18 protein-coding genes are annotated in these 20,439 nt (G+C 59.7%); 7 read left to right on the top strand and 11 right to left on the bottom strand.

Annotated elements, in window-relative coordinates:
• Positions 1-463 precede the first annotated feature (463 nt).
• The 3 genes from F4Y38_12750 to F4Y38_12740 form a co-directional block, all read right to left on the bottom strand.
• Positions 464-853, bottom strand: coding sequence for a hypothetical protein (locus F4Y38_12750; protein MXY50150.1), 390 nt, complete (start codon positions 851-853; stop codon positions 464-466).
• Positions 854-894: 41 nt separating this feature from the next.
• On the bottom strand, positions 895-2,886 hold the full coding sequence (locus F4Y38_12745) for a hypothetical protein (GenBank protein ID MXY50149.1): 1,992 nt from the start codon (positions 2,884-2,886) through the stop codon (positions 895-897).
• A gap of 72 nt (positions 2,887-2,958) precedes the next feature.
• Entirely contained in the window at positions 2,959-4,329 is a 1,371-nt protein-coding gene (locus F4Y38_12740) for a sulfatase (protein ID MXY50148.1), read from the bottom strand.
• A gap of 183 nt (positions 4,330-4,512) precedes the next feature.
• Between F4Y38_12740 and F4Y38_12735 the strand changes: the two genes are divergently transcribed.
• Positions 4,513-5,358: a phytanoyl-CoA dioxygenase family protein gene (locus F4Y38_12735; protein ID MXY50147.1), complete on the top strand. Its 846-nt coding sequence runs from the start codon at positions 4,513-4,515 to the stop codon at positions 5,356-5,358.
• 71 nt (positions 5,359-5,429) lie between these two features.
• Here F4Y38_12735 and F4Y38_12730 read toward each other — a convergent pair whose 3' ends face one another.
• From F4Y38_12730 to F4Y38_12705, 6 genes are all read right to left on the bottom strand, one after another.
• Positions 5,430-6,821, bottom strand: coding sequence for a sulfatase-like hydrolase/transferase (locus F4Y38_12730; GenBank protein ID MXY50146.1), 1,392 nt, complete (start codon positions 6,819-6,821; stop codon positions 5,430-5,432).
• A 106-nt stretch (positions 6,822-6,927) separates the two neighbouring features.
• On the bottom strand, positions 6,928-8,883 hold the full coding sequence (locus F4Y38_12725) for a hypothetical protein (protein ID MXY50145.1): 1,956 nt from the start codon (positions 8,881-8,883) through the stop codon (positions 6,928-6,930).
• 33 nt (positions 8,884-8,916) lie between these two features.
• Entirely contained in the window at positions 8,917-9,744 is an 828-nt protein-coding gene (locus F4Y38_12720; GenBank protein MXY50144.1) for a hypothetical protein, read from the bottom strand.
• A gap of 49 nt (positions 9,745-9,793) precedes the next feature.
• Positions 9,794-10,195, bottom strand: a complete 402-nt coding sequence (locus tag F4Y38_12715; GenBank protein ID MXY50143.1) for a hypothetical protein — start codon at positions 10,193-10,195, stop codon at positions 9,794-9,796.
• A gap of 22 nt (positions 10,196-10,217) precedes the next feature.
• The gene (locus F4Y38_12710) at positions 10,218-11,576 is read right to left on the bottom strand and encodes an AAA family ATPase (protein MXY50142.1); all 1,359 of its coding nucleotides are present in this window, start codon (positions 11,574-11,576) and stop codon (positions 10,218-10,220) included.
• Positions 11,577-11,632: 56 nt separating this feature from the next.
• On the bottom strand, positions 11,633-12,382 hold the full coding sequence (locus tag F4Y38_12705; protein ID MXY50141.1) for a phytanoyl-CoA dioxygenase family protein: 750 nt from the start codon (positions 12,380-12,382) through the stop codon (positions 11,633-11,635).
• Positions 12,383-12,604: 222 nt separating this feature from the next.
• Here F4Y38_12705 and F4Y38_12700 point away from each other — a divergent pair, with 222 nt between their 5' ends.
• From F4Y38_12700 to F4Y38_12675, 6 genes are all read left to right on the top strand, one after another.
• Entirely contained in the window at positions 12,605-12,967 is a 363-nt protein-coding gene (locus tag F4Y38_12700) for a hypothetical protein (GenBank protein ID MXY50140.1), read from the top strand.
• A gap of 12 nt (positions 12,968-12,979) precedes the next feature.
• Positions 12,980-13,783, top strand: coding sequence for a phytanoyl-CoA dioxygenase family protein (locus F4Y38_12695; GenBank protein MXY50139.1), 804 nt, complete (start codon positions 12,980-12,982; stop codon positions 13,781-13,783).
• Positions 13,784-13,874: 91 nt separating this feature from the next.
• Complete coding sequence (locus F4Y38_12690; GenBank protein ID MXY50138.1) at positions 13,875-14,690, top strand: cupin domain-containing protein; 816 nt, start codon at positions 13,875-13,877, stop codon at positions 14,688-14,690.
• A 34-nt stretch (positions 14,691-14,724) separates the two neighbouring features.
• Positions 14,725-15,528, top strand: a complete 804-nt coding sequence (locus F4Y38_12685) for a phytanoyl-CoA dioxygenase family protein (protein MXY50137.1) — start codon at positions 14,725-14,727, stop codon at positions 15,526-15,528.
• Between the two features lie 50 nt (positions 15,529-15,578).
• Positions 15,579-16,700, top strand: coding sequence for a mandelate racemase/muconate lactonizing enzyme family protein (locus F4Y38_12680; protein ID MXY50136.1), 1,122 nt, complete (start codon positions 15,579-15,581; stop codon positions 16,698-16,700).
• A gap of 12 nt (positions 16,701-16,712) precedes the next feature.
• The gene (locus F4Y38_12675; protein ID MXY50135.1) at positions 16,713-17,927 is read left to right on the top strand and encodes a cupin domain-containing protein; all 1,215 of its coding nucleotides are present in this window, start codon (positions 16,713-16,715) and stop codon (positions 17,925-17,927) included.
• A 50-nt stretch (positions 17,928-17,977) separates the two neighbouring features.
• On the opposite strand, the gene F4Y38_12670 is transcribed toward F4Y38_12675, so the two are convergent.
• Positions 17,978-18,775 carry a phytanoyl-CoA dioxygenase family protein gene (locus F4Y38_12670; protein MXY50134.1) on the bottom strand — a complete coding sequence of 266 codons (798 nt, stop codon included), beginning with the start codon at positions 18,773-18,775 and terminating at the stop codon, positions 17,978-17,980.
• 43 nt (positions 18,776-18,818) lie between these two features.
• Complete coding sequence (locus F4Y38_12665; GenBank protein ID MXY50133.1) at positions 18,819-20,438, bottom strand: hypothetical protein; 1,620 nt, start codon at positions 20,436-20,438, stop codon at positions 18,819-18,821.
• Position 20,439: the final 1 nt, after the last annotated feature.

Here is a 20,439-nt window from a genome sequence, read left to right as displayed (position 1 = left end):
ACGACCAGCAGGTCGCAGCCAAAGACGACCAGCAGGACGCGGCCAAGGACGATCAGCAGGTCACTGACAAGGAAGATGGGAAGGTCGCAGCCAAAGACGACCGGAAGGACCCGGCCAAGAGTAAGCGTTCCGGGCAGGCAGGCCGGGGTGCCGCGCGAGGCAATGGTCACAGGCGGACCCGGGGCAGATCCGCCAGGAAAGACGAATCTGCCAAGAAAGACGAACCGGTCTCTCAAAAGGACCCATCGCCGGTGCAATCGGACGCCGGGGCCGTCCCGGTGGAGGCCGCTCCGGCAGCCCACGGCGGAAAGGAGGCCGTGACGGAACCGGCAGAAAACGCCGCGAAAGCCTCGGAGTCACGCAAGGAGACGCGGCAGGCCGCAGACGAGATCGCACAGGACACCGCGCCCCCCAAGCCCACATTCGGCAGGAGGCAGCGTCGTACGGTCCGCCGGTCGTAAGATCAGCTACGTTTCGATTCAACGTCGATCAGGATTTCTGTCTCGAATGCGGTGCCGAAATCGAATACTTCGTCGAAGTCTTCGATGGAGTCTTCCTCGGTCTTGCGCAGTAGTCCCTCGTTGACGAGATTGAACACAATATCGCCGAAGTGACGGGTTTTGGAGATGTTCCACTCTTCGAAGACCAGCTTCGCGGCGATGCCGAACCGCTCGAGGGCCAGGTTCCGTATGCCGAGGGAGAGTTCCTTCCCCGTGATGTGCCTGCGGACGGTCAGTTTTTCCACCGTGAAGGAAACCGCCTCCATGACGAAGAGGTAAGCCCGCCGGGGATATCGGCCGTCCGTTTCCAGGATGAGGTCGAGTACTTCCTGGGGATCCTTTTCTTCCGACAAGTCACACCTCCGTCAACCGAAGCCGGCCGTCAACCGTCCGGTTACCAGTTCTGTACGGGATGGCCGGCCCGTGGGAACCACGTGACGTCCGCCACGTAGGACAGAAACACGCCCAGCACGAAGGCCACGAGCATGCCCATCACCGCGGGTATGGCCTTTCTGTAAAGCTGGATGCCGCCGATCTTCAGCAGCAGGGCCTTCACGCACCAGACCACGAACAGGGAAAAGGCCGAGCTGGCCATGCCCGGCGTGAGGACCACGGTGAACCCTATGGGATGCAGCGACCACCACGTGAACCGGTGATGGGCCTGGATCAGCAGGGCGGTGACCAAACCGCCGAACATCATGAACCAGAACTCGGTGCCGGTGATCGCCTCCCGGTTGTTGATCCACTTGACCAGGTTGTTGTAGGGCAGTTGCACGGCGTTGGAGAAAGCGGGCTCGAAAAACTGCGAAGCCCCGCCGTGGTTGTATCCCAGGTAAAGCGTGAAGACCAGCGCCACCACGATGCTCATCGCGAGCACGGCAGTGATCGTCTTGAATGAGCCTTTACCGGTACCACCCATTTCATCGTCCACCTTTGCGATGTGCCCCATGGAGCACATGCCCAGGGTGCGCCAGTTCCGCGCGTAGGAATTGGCGATGGCCAGATTGGTCAGGTCCCGCGTACTGATACTACCGGAACCGATGACGGCCACGGTGAAGTCGTGGGTCTCGAAGGGCAGGTCCAGGAATACGATCCCCGTCTCCGCCACGATGCGGGTCACGCCCACGAACATGATTAGGAGAGAGCCCATCATGAAGGCGATGATGCCGAGGGACATGCCCGACGCATATAGCCAGCAGACAATGTACGAAATGCCCCCCAGCACGCCCAGCGCGGCCATGCGGTAGGAGAAGAACTCCTTGGAATCGTCCACGTGAGGCGCCTTGCCCAGCGCCTTCATCACCACGTCCTTCAGGTGCCGCCGGGCGGCCCACAATGCGTACAGGGCAAACACCAGAAAACCGCCGGAATGCTGCGACTTGACGACGGCGAAGGCCCCGGGCACGCCGAGGCGCGTCATGATGCCCTGCTGAATGGTCATGATGACGAAAAATACCCAGATGCTGAACAGGACGTTCAGGTTGGTGAAGTATCCGACGCCCGCGACCAGGAAATTGAACTTAACGGGTATGTTGGGAAACGCCCGGGCCAGTACCACGTTGAAGTTGTGCAGCGGTCCGATGGGGATCGGACTGACCCAGCCGAAGAAACCGACGATGTTCCAGAGGAAAATGAACAGCGTGATGCCGAAGGCGTACCAGAACAGCTTCGACTGCATCACGGCGGGCAGCGCCCGGCCCTTCTGCTCCTCGATCATGATCAGCGGGATCTGAGCGAGCGGGAAGGTCAGCCGCTCGTGTTCCACCCACTGCTTGCGGAGCATGACCATGGCCGATGCGCCGACCACGAAGATGGCGAGGAAGAAGGTGATCCACCAGATCATCGGAATCGTCCAGGCATTGCGGATGATGCCGAGAACCGGCGGGCGGCTGTCCGGTATGCCCTCGAAAAACCACGTGAGCGCCTGCTGCTGGTCCTGGACGATGAGCCAGGAGGGCAGGTACTGGAAGAAGAGCTCCGCCCACTGGTTCTCCGTGGTGGCGTTGTAGTACGGTCCCGTGATGCCGCCGATCCAGTAGGAACTGAAACCCCACGCCGGAATGGTGGACGCGGTGAACACCAGAAAGAAGACGATGATCTGCTCGTTCCGATTGAGCACCCTGGAGGGCCAGAAGCGTTTCAGCAGGGGGTTGAGCCCCAGCACCACCAGCAGGAAGGGGAACAGCGCGGAAACAGGCAGGTGGGTCAGACTGATGAAAGACGACTGGGAGATATAGCCCGCGTGGATCGTCCAGATGTTCAGCAAAATGGACAGGAAGACGCCGATCAGCAGCGCCCTGCGGGTGAGTCCGGTCGTCAATGTGGCTGGCAGGCCCACGCTTCCGGATTCGCCGGTCCAAGAGGTGGTCTTGCTGGTCTGGGACATGGAAGCTTCGAATTCCCTTGTTGTTCAGGCACTGCCGCCGGGCCGGGGCCGGTGCGGTTCAATCCCAGGTGTTCAATCCCAGGTGTTTAGTCCTTCTCTTCCGTATGCCGGAAGAAGGACGAAGTGGTCATCGGTTTCCTTCATCCGCTGTCGTAGCAGGTCGTGGTGCCGCGTGATCTCCGCCCGGCAGGCCGGATCGTCCAACAGGTTTCGCTGTTCCCATGGGTCCTTTTCCAGGTCGAAGAACTGCCAGGGACTGCCGCCGTGGTTGTCGCCGCGGACGGTGTACTTGTACCGGGCGGAACGGAATCCGCGCCACACCCAGTCGTGGAAGACCACGCCCTTCCTCTGTTCCGCTATGAATTCCAGCAGGACGCCTTCCCGGCCCAGGCCGCTGACACTGCCGTTAATCAGCGGGGCCAGGTTCTCGCCGGGCAGGGCGTCTCTCGGCTTCAGCCCGGCGAGACCCAGGATGGTGGGGAACAGATCCTCGGTGGAGACCGGGTCCTCGACCACGGCACCGGCCCGGTCCGGGTGCCTGGGATCCGCCACGATTAAGGGAATTCCCGTGGACTCCTCGTAGGGCCACTGCTTTCCCCGAAGACCATGGGCGCCACCGAGCTCTCCATGGTCCGCCATAAACAGCACAACGGTCTCGCCGTGCAGCCCGGTACGCAGAAGGAAGGCGCCCAGGCGGCCCATGTTCCAGTCCAGGTTCTCGACCATGGCGTAGTACCGCTTCCGGTTGAGCATGAACCGTTCCGTGGCCTCGGCGTCGACCGCCTCCACGTTGGGCGGCAGCACGATGTCCATTGCCTCCCAGCTGCGCATCAGGGCCTCCGGCGCTTCGAAGGGATCATGCGGCGGTTCGACGGAGATCACCATGCAGAAAGGACGGGACGGGTCCCGGCGCTCGAGGTAGTCCATGGCGAGGTCGAAGAGTCCGTCGGTCTGGTATCCTTCGACCGGCCTGGGCACCGGGTCATCGTCCTCGAAGTAATAAGTGTCGAAGGGGCCGTTCCTGAGCTCGAAGCCCATCCATTTCCGCCACCGGCCCCGGTACGCCTTCTTTACGGCCGTCCTGCCGCACTGGACAGCGGATCCCATGCGTCCGTGGCCGCCGTCGAGATGCCATTTCCCCGTATAGATCGTTTCGTACCCCGCTTCGTTGAACTCGTCGGCCAGGGTCCGTTCCGCCGGAGACATCCTGTATTCGATCGCGGGGACCTTCCGGTCGTGGGCGTACAGTCCCGTCATGAACGTAAAGCGGAAAGGGACGCAGATGGGGCAGGTCGAGCTGGCATGCTCGAAGCGCACGCCCCGTTCGGCCAGGGCGTCGACATGGGGTGTGACGATGTTCGGGTCCCCGTAGGTGGACAGGGCCTGCCGCCGCAGTTGATCACTCAGGACGATCAGCACATTGGGCGGTGATGGAGCCTTCATTCACATTTCCTCGTCCGGTCTTCGAAAAGACGAAAAAACAACGAAAAACCCGGTCGGCGGCGCCGGCTGAACCGGGTCAATTAGGTTGTGTCACGACGTAGGGGCTGCTATATTGCCGGTCAAGAGCATAACGAATATCCGGCCGTAAATCAACCCGATTCCCCTGGAGGCGCCACCACCCCGATGACCAGACCGGACGACCTGGACATCTACCTGTTCGACCTGCAGGGCTTCCTCCACCTGGAACAGGCCCTGACGAAGCCCGAGGTGGCGGAACTGAATGCCTGCCTGGACGCGATCCCGCCCCTGTCTCCGGGTGAATGGCACGGTTACGTCCACGCCCACACCTACGGCACCGTGGACGGCCTGAACCTGCAGCAGATCTACGAAGCGGGCGCCCCCTTCGAGGCGCTGATCGACCATCCTTCCTGGATCGACAGGGTCAAGCACTTCGTGGGCGGGGAGGGTACCTTCGACTATGCCCACGGCCCCCTGTTCATCGACGAAAACTTCGCCAATTTCCGGGAGCCGGGCGAGGCGATCGGACTGCACTCCGGCGGGTACCCGCCCATCATGCGCAATGGATTCCGCTACCACGGCGGGCGGTTCATGTGCGGCCAGATCAACGTGCTGATGGCGCTGACCGACATCGGACCCGGGGACGGCGCCACCATGGTCATCCCCGGCAGCCACAAGTCCAACTTCACCCATCCCGATTTCGCCCGGCACGCCATGAAGCCGAAGGGCGCCTCCGTGGAAGGCATCGCCGCGTCGGTTGAGCTGTTCATGGAAGCGGGCGACGCCCTGCTCTTCGTGGACGGTATTTCCCACGGTTCGGCCATGCGGCGGAACGCGGGTACCCGGCGTATCGTGGTCTACAGGTACGGACCGTCCTGGGGCAACTTCCGCCACGGTTACCAGCCGTCTCCCGAACTGCTGGAACGCCTTACACCGGACCGGCGGCAGATCGTCTCACCGCAAAAGGCCTCGCCCGATGGTGCGCCCTACGGCGGGCCCGGTCTGCACTAGACGGCAGGGTCAAGCGCCGGGCGGTCCGGCCGACGCGGCCGTCATGGCGGAAGCGCCGGTGCCGAACCCGGTCACGGCGGGAAGTGGAACCGCTGACGCAACCGCCTCCGCAACGCCGCGACAGTTTCCGGCCGTTCGTCCGTCACGTTCTCTAACTCATCCGGATCGCTCTCCAGGTCATACAGTTCGACCTCACCGGTGTGGTGAGCCACCAGCTTACATTCTGCGGTCCGGATCAGCCTGAACGCCCGCAGCGCACTGGCCGCTTCCTCCCGGTGCGTCGTCCGTTCCCCCGCAAGCACGGGGCCCAGGTCTCGCGCGTCGAGGCCTTCCTGGGCCGGCAGGCCCCCAAGCGCGCACAACGTGGGATTGACATCGATCAGTTCCACGAGGGCGTCGGACGTACGCCCGCCCGGTATGCCCGGCCCGGCGGCGATCAGCGGCACCCGCAGGGCCGCCTCGTAGGGGACCGACTTGGTGTACAGCCCGTGATCGCCCAGCATCTCGCCGTGGTCGCTGGCGAAGACGACTACGGTGTCTTCCCCCATGCCCCGCCGTTCAACCGCTTCGATGATCCGGCCCACCTGGTCGTCGATCAGTTCGATGGCCGCGCAGTACTGTCTGCGGGTAACGGCGATCTTTTCGGCGGAGAGATCGCGGCGCCGGGCATTGACCCACTCCGGCTTTCGCGTGCGGCCGTGACCCTCGTGGTTGCCACCTTCGCGGCCGCTGTGCACGGCGGGCGGCACGTCCGCGTCCCGGTAACGGTCGGCGTATTCGGCAGGCGGATCGAAGGGGTCGTGGGGACCCACGAAGCTGACGAAGAGGTGCCACGGGTAGTCGTCCGGCACGGCGCCGATCCATTCGGCGGCGCGGCGGCCGATATAGGCGTCCTCGAAGGCCTCGAGCGGCAGCACCGAGTCGTGAGACGCGTCCTCGATCCATCCCCGCGCCTGGCGGGCTGCGTAATCCGCCCGGAAGGCTTCGAACAACCCCTGTTCCTTTAACCAGAAGCCGTAAGGCCCGCGCGGTTCGTCCGCCATGCCCGCGTGCATCTTGCCCTCGCACTCCACGGGATGGGTGAAGCCCCAGCCGAAGACCCGGGGCCGGTCGCCGCGGCGGCCGTTGTAGGGGTCCGGCTTGGCCAGGTCGAGTTTGCCCACGCAACCGACCCGGTACCCCGCGTCCCGCAACCGGGCGTAATAGGGCGTGATATGCCGGGGCAGGTAGCAGTTGTTGTCGAGGCACCCCAGCCGCGCGGGCTGGTATCCGCTGGCCAGGCCGATGCGCGCGGGGGCGCAGACCGGGGCGTTGGTGATGCATTGCGTGAAACGGATCCCGCGGCTTGCCAGGCGGTCCAGGTTCGGCGTGTTCAGGAACGACGCGCCCGCGGCCGACAGGTAGTCGTGGCGGTGCTGGTCGTCCATGATGAAGAGGAGATTGGGACGTTTGGATTCGGCCATGTTTGCGTCCTCGTCGGTTTCAGGGTGTCCCTGTTTCCATCGGGATTCCGATTCGGCGGATCCGGCTCGCGCCGGTGACGATCAGTGCGGTTCCCCGGGAATCAGCTTAATTGATGAACGACTCGAACTGGTGCGGCGCCGCCGGAAACCACAGGCTGTCCACGAGGAAAGAGAGGGCCATGCCGAGGACATACCCCACCAGGATGCCGAGAAAGAGCGGCTGCGCCCTTCGGTAAAGCGCCCCTCCACCCATACGCAGCAGGATCACCTGGATGAGCCAGGCCAGGAAGAACGGCAGGAACATGAATCGCACAGTGTCCGCGGCCACGGCGACCAGGCCAATGGGATGGAGCGGCCACCAGAGGAACAGGAATCGTCCGAGGATCATCAACATGTACAGGACGATGCCGTTCCCGAAGAAGATCAGTTCCAGGTCCGATACGCTGCTTACGCTGCTGTTCCACGTCATGATCGTGTTGTAGAAAAAGGGCACGAGGTCGCCCGGCTTGGAAAGGAGATTGTCGGCGCCGACGGCGTATCCCGCGCTGATGTAATAGTAGAGGGAAGTCACCACGCTGACGCCGAAGGCCAGGCATATCCAGAGGAAGAGATGCCGGGTGGCCGGCGCCATCCAGCGCTGCAGGTAGGCGGCGTGGGACAGCCCGATCATGGTGAAGGTCCGCCAGTTCCGGGCGAAGGCGTTCGTCATGCCCAGGGCGGTGATCGTGGAGGGGTCCAGGTTGTCGGCGCCGATGATGCCCGCGGTGAAGTTGTTGGCGTTCACCGGCAGGTCCATGGCGACAAGTCCCGCCTCCGCGACGATCCGGGCCATGCCGAGATAGATGGTGAAGAGGACCGCCAGGAGGATCAGGCTGACCGGCAGGGACATGCCGATGCTGTACAGCCAGGCCAGCAGGTAGAGCAGGCCGAAGACCAGGCCGAAGACCGCCAGCCGGTACGAGAAGAACTCCCCGCTGTCATCCACCGACGGATCCCTGCGGAACGCCCGCCGGGCCACGGCGGCCAGGTGCCGGCGCGCCATCCACAGTCCCCACGCCACCAGGGCGATCAGAGCGCCGATGGACTGGGTGCCCACGAGGCCGGTCGGCGACATGGTCGTCGCCGCCGTGACCCCGAGCATATTCAGCACGCCCCGCTGCAGCGTGGTGAACAGCAGGAAGAAACACAGGCTGAGGAGGATCTCGGCATTGATGAAGAAGGCGAAGCAGAGCACGAAGACGTTCAGCCGGATGGGAAGATCCGGGATCGACGGATGGACCTTTACTTGCAGCAGGTCCGGGCCCATGATTGGGACGGGCGTAACGATGTCCCAGTAGGATGCGATGTTCCAGCACACGACGGCCAGCGACAGGCCGGCGCCGATCCGGAAGGCGGTCGTGCGGACCATGGGCGGTTCGTCCCGGTCCTTCCCCACGCCCATCAGGTTGAGCGCCACCTCCCCCAGGGGAAAGCGCAGCCGTTCGTGGCTCACCCACTGCTTCCTCAGGATGACCACGATGCATGCGCCAGTCCACATCAGGGCGCCGAAACACGACATCCACCACAGCAGGGGCGAGATCCAGGCCATCCAGGGGATCCGGTAACCCGGCGCGGCGCCTTCGTAGAAAACCCTGACCGCGTCGGTCTTGTCACTGATCACGAGCCACGCGGGCAGCGTGTCGAAGAACGTTTCCGCCCAGCGGTTCTCGGGGCTCGAATGGTAGAAGGGCCCGGTGATGAGGGAGACCAGGTACCTCGTCATGCCCCAGTCGGGCACCATCGAACCGATCATGCCCATGGCAAAGACCACGATCAGTTCGGACGTCGTCAGGGCGTACCGGGGTGACAGTCGCTTGAGCAGGACGTGGGGACCCAGGATCAGGATCAGGAAGGGGATCAGCAGCGCCGCGGGGAGATGGGCGTAGGTGGAATAGTTGTATCCGGCGTGATCGGCGGAGAACTGTCCCCAGAAGGCGACCACGGCTGAGAGCGCGAGACCGATGACCCCGGCCCGCAGGGTAATGGCCGCAGTGCCCCTTGACCGGGGTGGTTCAGAGGACATGGCGTTCATCCGATCCCGTTGCGGCACTTGAGGTTACCCGATCCAGGGATCCAGCCGGAACATTTTGCGCCCCAGCGGAGTCAGCGTGGCCAGGGCGTCCGCACTCAACGGCCGATCAGGGCCGGGTGCCTGCCGGGCCTCTTCTTCCGACAGGGGTTGAAGACGGGTGAACTGGGCGATTCTCGGCGAGGCATTGTGATTGGCGCTCGCCGAGTGGGGCATCAGGTGGTGCATGAGCACGTAATCGCCGGCGTCCCCCGTGACCTCCATGGACGACCTGAAATCGACGATTTTGCCCCAGCCGTCGTTGCGCTTGAGCCCGTCCGGCTCGTCCAGCATGATCTCCCGAACGCGGTTCGGCGCGCCGGGCACCACGTGGATGCCGCCGCCGTTGTCTTCCACATTGTTGAGGTAATAGCATCCGCCGATGCCGATTCCCGTACGCAAGAAGCCCTCGTTCAACTCCTCCGGACCCTTGGGTACGGCGTCCAGGTGGAGGTTCTGGAGCCGCCCCTCCATGGCACGGTTTCTCAGGGTGATCCCCGCAGAGCCGTCCCAGACCTGGATGTATTCGGTCTCCAGGATATCTACGGCTGCGCCATACAGCCCCTCGTTCTGCAGCAGGGGCAGCATGGCAGGCTCGAAAAAACTGCCGTTTCCGTCCGGATTATGGGGCTTGAACCGAGCGTGGTTCGCGTGATAGTGGTCCGGAATGACCAGGTCGCGCGGGATCAGGTCCAGCAGAAAGCCACGGGCGTTATTGACGACCTCATCATCCAGCGTGCCCTTCAGGACGAGGTAGCCTTCGGACCAGAACTGAGCCAGTTGATCCTGGGTGAGGTAGCGGGGGGCGGAGGTCATGGGGGAAGTGAGTGTTTTGATGAAATAGAAGTGGTGGCAGCAATGGGGATCAAGGACAGGTATCTCTTCTCAACAAGCGGCTGTGTTTTCTCGTCTGATACACACTCCCTCCAATTACTGCTTTGAAATCCGCATGCAAGTCAGTATCACCTGAAACCAACAGGCCAACTTCTGCTACTTGTGCTAAAGCGATAATATCAGGATCATCTGACTGTAATGAGGGTAACCTGTCTTTAACCCTTTCAACTTCTTGTGCAGGATATTGTTTAAGACTACCGTTTTTGCGGTATTCGTCAATCTGCAGTCTCATCTTTTTATGCCTGTCTAACTCCTGCTTTAGTTTCTCTGTTGGAGAGTAAACCAATTTACCTTTGGATTTCATCCACCTTCTAACTGGTTCCATGTTTTCATCTTCGGGGTTCAAGTAATCACTAAACTTATTTGCATCCAAGATAAGACACATGTCTCCACTTTCACTTGGATAAACCGAGTAGCTTATCCGATTCATCGATGAAAAAATCCCTATATCCTTGAGGAACATTCAACAGATTCGCCAGTTTATCAAACTGAATGTTATGGACACTGACCCGGTTACCAACAGGTTCAAGGTATATCAGCGAAACATCCTGTGGATCGATTGTTCCTTTCATGATTTCGATTCGCGCCCGATTTACCAGGTGATCGCTATGTGTTTCTATGACGAATCTATGTTTCTTTTGCTTTACTGCTTCAACGAGAATAGACGACAACTCTGACTGTGCCTTAGGATGCAGATGGACCTCAGGTTGCTGCATCAGGAAAACCATGTTCCGAGGACTGTCGAGTATACGTACAAGTATTGGAAGAATCTGGCTCACTCCATGTCCTACATCTTTCATATTCACTTTGGGGCCATTTACCTTAATCTGTATTTGAAACGGGTCACCTGAGGAATTGCCAAGTACTCTCACATTGACATCAGAAAACAATCCTGATGATTTGCCGAATGCGACAAGGTTTCCTTTGAGTTTTTCCCATCTGTCTCTTTCGGTTATAAACATGTTCCTGATAACCATGGGGATGTCGCTGCCGGCAGGATCCATATCTTCCCTTAATGGATCGTAGGTACGTAATGGATTAGTTCTTATCGGAGCAAAACTATATGCTTCAGATGGAAGCAAGTGATCTTTCCCAAACAACTTATTCCAATCTCCGCCGAAGGGTCCGGGAGGTTTTTCGCCGAGATTAACCAAGACGTGCATGGACTCTGGACGCCACTTGGCCGTCAAATGTCGGTATCTATTGATCGGTAACAGTAAATCCAAGACTGTTTTGTCCAAGTGGTACCTTCCAGATACAACAGTAGTTTTCTGAAAACCTTCCTTAGATGGAGGATCAGTTATTTCAAATCCTTTTAAGTACTCTGATTGCATGCCATCTACACCATCTCCAGCTGATCTTTCGATAAACGTAACCTCACCTTTCGACATACGGACGTTCTGCTCTTGTATGGTTGGCTCGGATCCACGGTTTTTAGCTGAAAGTACCAGCATGTACTCCAGATCGCTTTGTGATGATTCTGATTGAAATCCGACGCCGATCCGAAAATGAGTCTTACCGGGTCTAGACCTCCTAACGATGTCCGTAAACGAACCCATCGAATATGGTTCCACGTTGAAATTCAATCCAATTTCATTACTAAAAATGAAATCATGGATAATTTGAAAACAGCCAAGCGCAGTGGACTTACCAGTGCTATTCTCACCAACTAAAAACGTAATTGGCCGGATGTCGAATTCTTGACGTCCGCCGAAACATCTCACGTCTTCCAAGATTAGTTTGCGTAGATCCATTTGCAATATCCGCTTTTTAGTTACTGGCTAACTGCAACACCACGTTTGTCGCCGGCTCACACCGCCCAGTACTTCCACAGGTCTTCGGGAATCTCGTACCGGAAGGCCTGGTCCAGGTGTTTCTCGTGGTTCCAGCGGGCGAACAGGGCGAAACGCGGCGAATGGCTGGTGTTCTCCGATCCATTGTGCGTCAGGTAGGAGTGCCAGAGCACCACGTCGCCGGCCTTCGCGGTGAATTCCCGGCCGCCGGTGGCCGGGTTGTCGCAGAACACATCCCAGGAGAATCCCTCGATCTCCAGGAAACTCCCGTCCACATGCGAGGGATGCTCCAGGAAGTACCTGTGGGCGGCGTGGTGGCTTCCCGGCCAGTAGATGAGGGCGCCGCCGCCGGGTTCCACGTCGTATAGATAAGTCGTCGCGCCGATCATGAAGGGCAGCCAGCGACCGCCGTAGGCGTCGATATGGCCTGTTTTGGGGATTTCGAACGTCCGCTCCGGTTCGGGCCAGCGTATGATCGGTATGCCATCGCCCGCGACGAAGTGTCCCCCGCTGAGCTGGTCGATGATCGACATCATGCAGGGATGGTGCACGAGGGCCGACTCGGGCGGATCGTATTCGTATCCGTCGAGACCGCTTGTCTCCCGGGGCCAGGTCGCGGGGTCCTCCAGGCAGCCATCGAGCGCCCGCCAGATCTGCCGCCGCCATGCCTCCAGGGTCTGCTCGTCGAAGACGTTCTTCAGCACCAGGTAGCCGTTCAGCTTGAAGTAGGCGATCTGCTGGGCGTTCAGGGGCTGTGAAGTGGACATTTGGCTATCCTGGAAAACGGTTTTCAGATTCTTGGGAACTTACGGGGTCGGGGTGTTGCTGTCAAGCCCGTCGCGGATTGCGGATGCCGGTGACGGGAATCTTCAATCATGCTTGACATGGTGCCTGTTTCGCCTTTACAATCCGGGACAGCCACACCGGATTCCCCTTACATATACACTTGTAGATATCGGACATCACGCTGATACATAAAGGCATATGACATGCAATCGGAAATCAGGCAATGGATTGCCGAAAGTCGTAAGAAATTGGAAGAGAAGGGGCTGGATTACGGGGACCTGGAACAACTTGAAGGGCTGATAGAAAACCAGCGGCCGCTCAGGATCATGTACCTGACGGCCCGGTCGATCAACATGCGGTCCGGGATCGTCGGCTGGGCGGTATTCGTCCCGGGCGAGGGGCCCGAGCTCAAGTTGCCGGGCGACGAGCCGCCATACGAATCCGTCCTGGAAGCGGTCGCCGACGGATGGCGCGTGGTGCAGTACCCCATCAATAAGCTCTACGAATACAAGGACCTCGAAAACGACTACGTAGGTTTCGATTTCATACTCGAGAAGTGGAACTGAGGAGGCTTACCGATGGCGGAGATCAAACCGACGATGACCGATGACGACGTGATGGATTTCGTGGCAAAGGGCTATGTCGTGCTCGACGAGATGGTGGATCCCGATTACAACGAGCGGTGCCGCAACTTGCAACAAGGCCCCGCGAAGGAAACGGTCGGTTCACCCGATTTCATCCGCGAAGTGCTGCTCCATCCCCGGTTGGCGGGCGTAATTCGTTCGCTCCTTGGTCCCAACTTCCTTATGCCGACGGGGGGACATCACCATCTCATAGACCAGCCGGTCTCGGGACAGGACTGGCATTCGGACGGCATATCAGGACTCGGCTACGAGATCAACGAACTCCAGTGCTACTACTATCCGCAGGACGTGAATATCGAGGACGGGCCGACCATGATCCTGCCCGGCTCCCACTGCCGGGCGGTCAATCGCGACGCATTGGCCCACTATGGCGATCTTATGGGGCAACTTTCGCTCGTCGTGAAGGCCGGCACCGTGGCCATTACCCGGTACGGCATCTGGCACCGGGCCGGTCCCAAACTCAATCACAAGCCCCGCAGCATGATCAAGTTCTCCTACTTCCGCAATTCGGAACCGCGACGGCGCGACTGGCTGATCGATTCGGAAGAAATCCCCGCGTACCGGGATCGCCCGGCCGCGCCTTACACGAGCGGGGTGGAATCCTACCGGGACCTGAGGCGCCGCATCCACACCTGGAACTGGCTGTGCGGGCTGAGCGAGGAAGAGTCCATGGCCCACGACCGGTGGCGGCCCGCCTACGAGACCGGCACGCAGCCTGTCGAGGAAGTGGTCCTTTGAGGTTGATGCCCTTTGAGGTTGATGCCCCTTGAAGTTCCTGCAGGCTCACACCCCCGGATGAGGATATCGCCGGGAGTCCGGAGCGGCCAGCATGCGGATTACCCATACCAGGCGTGAAGAGATGCACCTGGGCGTTAGCCACGGCGGCGCCGCGGCAAGCTACTTCAACCCCGGCTTCAGCGAACGTGACTTCGAATCGCCGTGGACGTTCATCCACTCGGTGATTTTCCCGCCTGGCAGCGGCATAGGTCAGCACAGCCACACCTACGCGGAAGAAATTTTCGTTACCATCGACAACGCCGCGCAATTCACCCACAACGGCCGCACGGCCGAAGTCGTCGGCGGCGCCGCGGTGCCCCTGCGCTCGGGCGAGTCCCACGGCATCTACAACCACACGGACCGGGATACCTGGTTCTTCAATTTTCACTGCGTGGATACGGTCCGCAAACCGAAGCACGAGGATTTCGACGACCCGCGCATCGGGGTCGAGCTGGAATCCACGGATCGCCTGCCCGTGGGGTGTTTCGACCGCGCCCTGCTGAAACCTCGACGGCACCACGGCGGCAAGGGCGAAGTGTTTTTTCGGGAGGTATGGGGCAGCCGGGATTTCCAGACGAATTTCGAGTATCTCTGCCACATACTGCTGCCGCCAGGCACTTCCGTAGGTTACCACCGGCACGAGATCGTCGATGAGGCCTATATGATAATGAACGGCCGGGGCCGGATGACGGTGAATGACGAGACGGAGGAGGTCGTCCGCGGGGACGCTATCCCGAATCGCATGGGCGGAGCCCACGGCATCTACAACCATACCGGCGAAGACCTCGAACTATTCGTTGTCGGCGTGAGCCTGGAGAAGGGCAAGGTGGACGCGACCGACCTGGGCGACGATCTGGCAGGACGTTAGACTCTGACATTTACAAGGTAAGAGGGACCATGGCATGACAGAGGCGGAATTTGAAAGCCATGTGCTGGACCTGAAGGTCGAGGGCTACACCATCCTGACGGACCAGTTGACCGCGGACGAGTGCGCCGAAGCGCGCAGGGAACTGAAGGCCCGTTACCCCGACAAGGAACGGGGCAGTTTCGAGTGGCTGTTCAACAAGGCACGGGTCTTCGAGCGGTTCTACCAGCTGCCCGACCTGTTGCGGCTGGTCCGCCACTTCCTGGGTTCCGACGCGCTCCTGAGCGCCGTGTACGGGTCGGTCGTGATGCCCGGAGAGGGCGGTCACGGCCTGCATTCCGACAGCGGCATTACCGGCCACAACCGCGAGGCTTCCATGCCCGAAGCCGACGAAGGCCGGCGGATCACCAGCCATTCGATCGCGCTCAACGTGATCTTCTGCCTGAGTCCCTTCACTGAACTCAACGGCGCCACCGAGTTCGTTCCCGGCAGCCACCGCTACGAGTACCTGGACGTGCCCGACTCGGCCTACGACAATGCCCGGACCGCCGTGGCCCCGGAAGGATCGCTGGTGCTTTTCGACGTGAACACCTGGCACGGCACGACGAAGAACCAGACGGACGAGCCGCGTTACGCGGTGCTCAGCCCCTGGCGGCGCCGCTGGACCAAGTGCGAATACGAGATGGCCCGCGTGGTGAAGCCCGACGTGCTCGAACGGGCGGGCGAGGACGGACCGGTCATCTTTGGTTTCCAGGCCCAGTCTCCCTACACGGAACTGTGGCAGTGGGACCGGGAAGAGGGCGGTCCCAAACCGGAGTTCAGCCACCTGCGGCGGGACTGAGGGCGGCGGCTCGAACCGCGCGCAGCCTGGATGACGCCCGGAGGAAGTCTGTGAAAATCACCGATGTGAAAGTTCATCTGGTAGAGTCCTGGCGCAAAACCCGGGACATCGGATCGCCATGGATCTTCGTCCAGGTCCATACCGACGAGGGCGTCGTGGGCCTGGGGGACGCCACGAACTGGCCGGGCGGTACGATCATCGCCCAATCCGTGGAGGAACTGGGCAAGCTCATCATCGGCGAAAATCCCTTCCACATCGAGTACCTGTACCATCGCATGTACTACGCCCTGGAGCAGATCGGGCAGACCGGCGCGGTCATCGCGGCCGTCAGCGGCATCGAGATCGCCCTGTGGGACATCGTGGGCAAGGTCACCGGGCAGCCCATCTACAACCTCATCGGCGGACCGTGCCGCGACCGCATCCGGTTCTACAGCCATGCGTCCAACCCGGAGGAATGCGCGGCGCTGGCCGAGAAGGGCGTTACCGCCATCAAGGCGTACTTCCCCGCCGACCAGTTGGCCAACGGGGAGCGTATCGATTCACCGCGTTCCGTCACGCTTCGCGAAGAAAAGCTCGCACTGGAACACATGCGCCGGTGCCGCGAGGCCGTGGGCGACGAGGTGGACCTCTGCACCGACGTGGGATGCCGGTACACCACGAGCGCCGCGATCCGCATCGGCAACCGGCTGGAGGAAATCGGCCTGCTGTTCTACGAGGAGCCCGTCCACCCGGAGAACATCGACGCCTTGGCCCGGGTGACGGCGTCGGTCAACGTGCCGGTGTGCGTGGGCGAGCGCCGGTACACGCGCTTCGGCTTCCGGGACCTGATCGCCGCCCAGGCCGTCGACATGATCATGCCGGACGTGGTGCGCACGGGCGGCATCATGGAGACCAAGAAGATCGCCGCCATGGCCGAAAGCTACTATATGCAGGTCTCGCCCCACAATCCGAACAGCGCATTGTCGACGACTGCGAGCCTCCACGTCATGGCCAACATCCCGAACGCCCTGGTGCTCGAGTTCGTGGACGAAAAGTGGGACGCCCCCTGGCGCGACGACCTGCTGACCGATCCGCCGGTCGTGGAAAGCGGCTACTTCCGGCTTCCCGAGAAACCCGGGCTGGGAACGGAGCTGAACATGGACGTCGTGGAGAAGTATCGATTCAAAGGTTGAAGGAGCAGGCCGATGCAGTTACATGACGACAAACAATCCAACCGCGCGGACAATATCCAGGGCGCCGAGATCCGGCTGCCGTCCGAGGACCTGACCGCGGACCTGGGGTTCTTCATGAAGACCCTCGGGTTCCGCATGGACAAGATCTACCCAGCCGACTACCCGACGGTCTCCGTCCTCTCCGGCCACGGACTCACCATCCGGCTGGAGCAGGATGCCTCCGAACCACCGGGCACGCTGCGGATCTTGTGCCGCGATCCGGCGGCCCTCGCTGGCGGCGAGACCGAACTCACCGCGCCGAACGGCACCCGAATCGAGATCGTACAGGCCGATCCGCCGCTCGAGATCCCGCCGACACAGCACGCCTTCCTCGTGCGGAGGCTCAAGGACAACACGCCCTGGGTGATCGGCCGAGCGGGCATGCACTACCGCGACCTGGTACCAGGCCGCCTGGGTGGGAGCATCATCGCCTCCCACATCCGGATACCCGACGCCGGACCCGTACCCGACGTCGTGCACTACCACACCGTGGGATTCCAGTTGATCTTCGCCTACCGGGGCGAGGTGAAGCTCGTCTACGAGGACCAGGGGCCGCCCTTCATGCTGAAGGCCGGGGACTGCGTGATCCAGCCCCCGGAAATACGGCACCGTGTGCTCGAATCGTCCGAGAACCTCCAGGTGATCGAGATCGGCGTCCCGGCTGACCACGTGACCACTATCGACCACGAGGTCGAGCTGCCGACCCAGGTGCTGAATCCCGACCGCGTCTTCGGCGGTCAGACCTTCTGCCGCCACCAGCTCAAGGACGCGGTGTGGGAACCGTGGAGAATTGCTGGGTTCGAAGCGAGGGAAACGGGCATCGGAAAGGCGACGGACGGCGTGGCCTCGGTGCAGGTCGCCCGGGCGACGGATGGCGCGGACAGCGGTGCGGCCGGCGGCGACGCGAGTGGAAGCGACGCGAGTGGAAGTGGCACGGATGGCGGCCCGGACGGCCGCTCCTCTGGTGGCGGCGAACAGGTCACTAGCCACACGGGCGATATCCTCTTCACCTTCGTCATGGAAGGGGAGGTGACGCTGAACGGGGAAAACCAGGTTGCCCACAGGCTCGAGGCAGGGGACGCCTACGTCATTCCTCCGCACACGAAGACGTCGCTCACAGACCGTTCGACCGACCTCGAACTCCTCGAGGTGGCGCTGCCCGCGCAGTTCGAGACCATCGTGCACTAATCCACCAAGCACACCCGGTCGATGCCGGGGCTAGGCCGGAGTCCGTTACGTCACACGCCCAGCACGCCGCGCAACCGGTCGGACGCCCGGGACAGCACCGTGGGCGGTACGGGAACGTGGTGGTATTCGGAAAATCGCCGGTGGGCCCAGCGGGCGGCATACTGGGACTGGAAGACGTAGCGCATCCGGTTCGACGTAACCGGCGCACCCCGGTGCCAGCACTGGTTGTTCTGCAGGTAGACGTCTCCTGCCTTGCAGAAGACCGATACCGGCCCTCGTCCATCGAACTCGGGGTTTTCCTGGCTGTTGGGGTCCCTGCCGGAATAGTGGCTGCCCGGGACGAACTGCGTCGGGCCGTCCTCGACCGTGTCGATGTCGGTGAGCGCCATCTGGATGGTGAACCACTGCACGGGCATGCGGATGCGTGGGTCGTGGCGGGGCACGTCGTCCGGCAGCGGGAACTCCACCCGGTCGTCCACGTGCCACAGATCGATCGCCTGTCCCGGCGCGTTGCGGATCACGTTCTGACCGCAGAACTTGCAGTCCTCCCCCACGACCGCCTCGGCCAGGCTCAGGATGGGTTCACGGATCAGCATGTCCACGAACACCGCGTCCAGCTCCAGCGTGTTCCGCAGCACGAATCCGTCTCCCTGGCCGCTCAAGTAATCGGTGCCGGCCAGGACGGGATCGTTGAAGCAACGGTCCGTGACCTCGCGGAGTGCGTCGATTTCTTCCCTCGTCAGCACCCCGGGAATGAGGGTGACACCATTCCTGCAAAAGTCCTCGAGAATCACGTCCATTTGGGCGTCGTCGAGGCGCTCGCCGGGTAGTATGCGTTTTGAGATCACTTTTAATACTCCGGAAGTATCTTAGCCTTATTTCTCAGAAATATCACAGGCTATTTACTGCATTCAATGTATGCTCTACCTCATTCATATGGCAGTTTTTGTATTTCTTTCCACTTCCGCACGGACAACTGGTATTCCGTCCTGGGTTTTTACCAGCGTATACTAACATTTCTGTTATATACTCCTGTATACCATCCGAATGGGAATACTCACCCCAAAGATCCCTACGTGCAGCTTCCAACCCGAACTTATCTACATAAGAAAGTCGGTATAGAAACGGGATAACCAGGTCAGCTACAAACTGTATGACATCAAATCGTGTACTTGGACGTGATCTTCTTATTCCAAGACAGCAGGCACCACTATTCGGATAGAAATGTAGATCAACTTCAGGTATTCTGTACCGGGTAGCAATCTCGTAATGTCTGCCACCAGATTCATAAACAGCTGGCCAGCCATTTAGATCCACAGAATTCAAGCATATTTTGATTTCATAACTATCGCAAATAAACAGAGGATGTGTTCGTGCATCTTCTAAGTCGCCAATTTCAAGTTTCCCCGACTTTGTGTCGTAATAGGCGCAGAAGTCAATTCCACCGACGATCCTTTTTGGTTCTGGTTCATAACGTAAACGTGGAAACTGGTCCAATAATCTCTGTATCTGGTTATCATTAAGTGGGAATTCTCTGGCAATCTCGTGCAAACCAGCGTGCTGCTTCCTAGGGGTCACGGATGAGGTAATTCCTGTAGTACCCAATGCACTCCTGTACGTGTTTGTACCATTAAGCTTACCGAATTTCTCACCGAAAACACTTCGCCATTTTTTAACACTTTCGTTGTGGTCATTTTCAGCGTAAGCATCATTGATTTTACTATTGTATAGATCGAATTTGCTTCTGAAGTTCGTATACTGATCTTGGCTCCAGTTTGTGGCGAGGTTTTCTGATGGAATGACGGGATTAGCGATTGAAGGTAAGTAGTGGTTGGCTTGTAGAAAACCGTTGATCCTATTAGATATTGTTTTCAATGTTTCTGGAATATCACTATAGCGGTTCTCGTCACCCCACTCTAGTACTTCCCTTGCGACAAGAGTCGTCAATACAATCGAGGGTATTGAAAAGGTCTGCTTAATGTCCCTTAGGTACTTCAGCAATCTTACCACTCGTTTTAAGTGACCATTTGTCTTTCTGGATTTACCAATGAACCAGTCCCTATAACCAGTCCCATCTGTGAGTTCGTACTTGTTAGTCTGTCTGTTACACACATATGAGCTACCGTTGCTTTCAATACAAGGGACGAGATCCAGATGGAAATCCCCTGTATAGTCAATTATAACGCAGTGGGTCTTTCTGTGGATCTTATCCTTGTAGGTTTTATTCTTCTTCAGGCAACTGTAAACATCCTCTATGTATTCCCGAGGTACTTTGTCCGCATCATACTTCATGTAAAGAAGCAAGTCTGCGTCATATTCATGATTGTTAACTGGTTTAATTATCGTTTCAGTAGCATACGATCCCTGTCGTTCCGTCTTTCGATATAAACCCAGGTTGTCGCGCAGGTATTTACCTACTGCACTAGACCTACTTTTGAGTGTTTCAAGCCTATCCGGATTCAGGTTGACTTCATTTTTTAGGAAATCAACAAAGTATTGAGGATGTTTCATT

Source organism: Gemmatimonadota bacterium (assembly GCA_009838645.1).
In the GTDB taxonomy this organism is placed as follows: domain Bacteria; phylum JAAXHH01; class JAAXHH01; order JAAXHH01; family JAAXHH01; genus JAAXHH01.
The sequence above is the reverse complement of the archived record's forward strand: the minus strand, read 5'-3'. Positions and strand labels throughout refer to the sequence as shown.

Coding starts and splice junctions, on each gene's coding strand:
- F4Y38_12740 (MXY50148.1), bottom strand. CDS start 4,329: ATGAAGGCTCCATCACCGCCCAATGTGCTGATCGTCCTGAGTGATCAA.
- F4Y38_12735 (MXY50147.1), top strand. CDS start 4,513: ATGACCAGACCGGACGACCTGGACATCTACCTGTTCGACCTGCAGGGC.
- F4Y38_12685 (MXY50137.1), top strand. CDS start 14,725: ATGACAGAGGCGGAATTTGAAAGCCATGTGCTGGACCTGAAGGTCGAG.
- F4Y38_12710 (MXY50142.1), bottom strand. CDS start 11,576: ATGGATCTACGCAAACTAATCTTGGAAGACGTGAGATGTTTCGGCGGA.
- F4Y38_12720 (MXY50144.1), bottom strand. CDS start 9,744: ATGACCTCCGCCCCCCGCTACCTCACCCAGGATCAACTGGCTCAGTTC.
- F4Y38_12745 (MXY50149.1), bottom strand. CDS start 2,886: ATGTCCCAGACCAGCAAGACCACCTCTTGGACCGGCGAATCCGGAAGC.
- F4Y38_12675 (MXY50135.1), top strand. CDS start 16,713: ATGCAGTTACATGACGACAAACAATCCAACCGCGCGGACAATATCCAG.
- F4Y38_12695 (MXY50139.1), top strand. CDS start 12,980: ATGGCGGAGATCAAACCGACGATGACCGATGACGACGTGATGGATTTC.
- F4Y38_12705 (MXY50141.1), bottom strand. CDS start 12,382: ATGTCCACTTCACAGCCCCTGAACGCCCAGCAGATCGCCTACTTCAAG.
- F4Y38_12690 (MXY50138.1), top strand. CDS start 13,875: ATGCGGATTACCCATACCAGGCGTGAAGAGATGCACCTGGGCGTTAGC.
- F4Y38_12700 (MXY50140.1), top strand. CDS start 12,605: ATGCAATCGGAAATCAGGCAATGGATTGCCGAAAGTCGTAAGAAATTG.
- F4Y38_12665 (MXY50133.1), bottom strand. CDS start 20,438: ATGAAACATCCTCAATACTTTGTTGATTTCCTAAAAAATGAAGTCAAC.
- F4Y38_12730 (MXY50146.1), bottom strand. CDS start 6,821: ATGGCCGAATCCAAACGTCCCAATCTCCTCTTCATCATGGACGACCAG.
- F4Y38_12725 (MXY50145.1), bottom strand. CDS start 8,883: ATGTCCTCTGAACCACCCCGGTCAAGGGGCACTGCGGCCATTACCCTG.